Consider the following 2,450-nt stretch of genomic DNA (forward strand, 5'->3'; position numbering starts at 1 on the left):
GGTTTCCATTGAAGAGGGAGATTATGTGATCAGCACGTACCAACCAAAAGGAACATTGGTTAGGGTATTATTTGAGCCAAACCCTGAGTTGGTGGATTCCCTGACGTACGATATCACTGCATGGGAAGCTCATTATGCTTACGGATTAGATGGATACGCGGTAACGGGCACGGTAAATACTCGTCCGGCAACGATAACGGCCGAGGATGAATCAACACCTGCCATCAATAATCCGTATGCATATTTGGCTAAATGGAATTCAATGGAAGACCTGAAATATCTTGCACGTTTACTGGATGAAGGAGTACAGGTTCGGTATGCAGAAGAAGCATTCACTTTGAATGACGATCAATATGCTCCCGGTACGCTCATTATCACCAGAAATGGAAATGAATCACTGGGTGACCGATTTGATACAATTGTGAAAGAAGAGGCCGACATGTTGAATCGGGTGGTTACGCCTGTAACTACCGGCTTTGTGGATTCAGGAAAGGACTTCGGTTCTTCCTCTGTACGGTTGATCGAAACTCCGAAAGTAGCACTTTTATCGGGAGAGGGAACAAGCTCGAATATGGTAGGCCACATATGGAATTACTTCGACCAGCAGATCAATTATCCGGTAACCCTGATCAATGTAAGTGATATTGGGTCGGTAGATTGGAGTGATTATCATGTGGTGATCATGCCAAGTGTGTATGGAAGCGCTGTAGGAGACGGTGACTTGAATAGCATCAAAAATTGGGTGAGCGAAGGCGGAACCCTTATTGCCGTGGATGGCGCAAATGGATTTTTAGCCGGGAAAGATGGTTTCAACCTGAAGCGCAAAGAACGAGAAACGAATGATGAGAATGCAGACCCAAATGACAAGCTCAGGGCTTATGGTGATTCAGATCGGGAGCGTATTCAGTATTCCAATCCCGGCAGTATTTATGAGATCACTATGGATCCGTCCCATCCTTTAGCTTTTGGATACGATGACCAATATATGTCCCTTAAGCTCGGTTCAACTGGATATGAGTATCTGGATAGTGGCTGGAATGTGGGAGTGGCCAAAAAGGGTGCTCACCGAAGTGGTTTTGTTGGAAATAAAGCCCTTGAAGCTTTAAACAATTCGCTGACCTTTGGAGTACAAAATATGGGAAGCGGACAGGTGGTTTACATGATCGACAATCCTCTGTTCCGTGGTTTCTGGCACAATGGGAAGCTGTTGTTTGGAAATGCAGTTTTCTTTGTGGGGAATTGATGGTGTTTAGGTGCGACGGTGTTAATGTGTTACGGTGGTATTTATAAGAACTGCCGTAACACATTAACACTTTAACACCTTCGCACTACTTAGCTAACTCCGCCTCACTTGCGATGTACCCAAAAGCCGCCCAGTTATTAGAATCATAAACCTGCTGCCAGATCTCGTTTGCCCGCTCATCCCGGCCGTTGATATCGTGCCAAAAGCCCAGCCCGTATCCAAGGGTTGAATTATCGAGTTCAGAATTATCATTATCCAGGATCTGATTTTCTGTAAACACGCCTTTGAAGACCATTAACAGTTCATGGTAGCTGGTGTTTTCAATGAGTTCCATTTCCGGGGATACTTGTTCAAGTACTTTGCCGGCCTCAACATCATGCCCCGCTTTTCTCATAGCCATATACTTCCAATACAAAAAAGCGACCCGCATGTCGTTATTATCGGTAGCTTCAAGTCCTTTCATATAAGCCTCGTTTGCCTTTTCATACTCTCCTTTTAGATAGTGTGCCAACCCCAGGTGATACCACGTATTGGTTTGAAGTGAACTTAAAGGGGTATTTTGAGCATTGGGTAAGCCGTCAGGCTCAACAACATCAGATTGCCCTTCAAAAAGGCTTGCTGCTTTTTCGAAATCCTGAATGGCGAGGTCAAATTCACGCAAGGTAATGTAGCGGTGACCCCGGTGGCGGTATAATCGCGGCTCTTCCGGAAATTCGGTAATAGCTGAGGAAAGCTGAATGACGGCCGTACGATAATCACCGGTGTATGCCATTTTTCGCGCTTCCCAAATATAACTGTTTACCAGGCGATCTTCTTCCAAAGCCAGGGCACTTAGAGAATCGATACGGTTGGCGAGAGCAGGAGGTAGAGAGTCGATCTCAGTTTTCAGCGTATCTCCCAATAGTGAAATGGTTTGAGCGGAATCAGGGAGGTCTTCAAATCGCGTTTGTTCTGTTTCAGGCTGACATGCGGCAACAAGCAATGTGACAGCAATCGTATAAAGGAATAAGTTTTTCATGGGAACCGGCTGATTATTTGAGATAATGGCTATTGCCAAATATAAAATGGTCTGAATTAACATCAATGATGAATCAGCGAAATAAAAGAGGAGCGAAAATGAAGAAAATGAAAGGCATAAAAATAGCCCGCCGGTTAGTTCCGTGGGCTTGTTTTTAAGTAACTACTTTCAATATACGGCGGAAACCAT

1 protein-coding gene and 1 pseudogene are annotated in these 2,450 nt (G+C 44.7%); one reads left to right on the forward strand and one right to left on the reverse strand.

The window, feature by feature from the left end:
* Positions 1 to 1,243: pseudogene (locus tag VFM80_RS04325) on the forward strand (zinc carboxypeptidase); the annotation flags it as partial.
* Positions 1,244 to 1,328: 85 nt separating this feature from the next.
* Here the strand turns inward: VFM80_RS04325 and VFM80_RS04330 are convergent.
* On the reverse strand, positions 1,329 to 2,261 hold the full coding sequence (locus VFM80_RS04330) for a tetratricopeptide repeat protein (RefSeq protein WP_395069913.1): 933 nt from the start codon (positions 2,259 to 2,261) through the stop codon (positions 1,329 to 1,331).
* Positions 2,262 to 2,450 lie beyond the last annotated feature (189 nt).

Origin of the sequence: Gracilimonas sp., from assembly GCF_035704785.1 — a bacterium.
In the GTDB taxonomy this organism is placed as follows: domain Bacteria; phylum Bacteroidota; class Rhodothermia; order Balneolales; family Balneolaceae; genus Gracilimonas.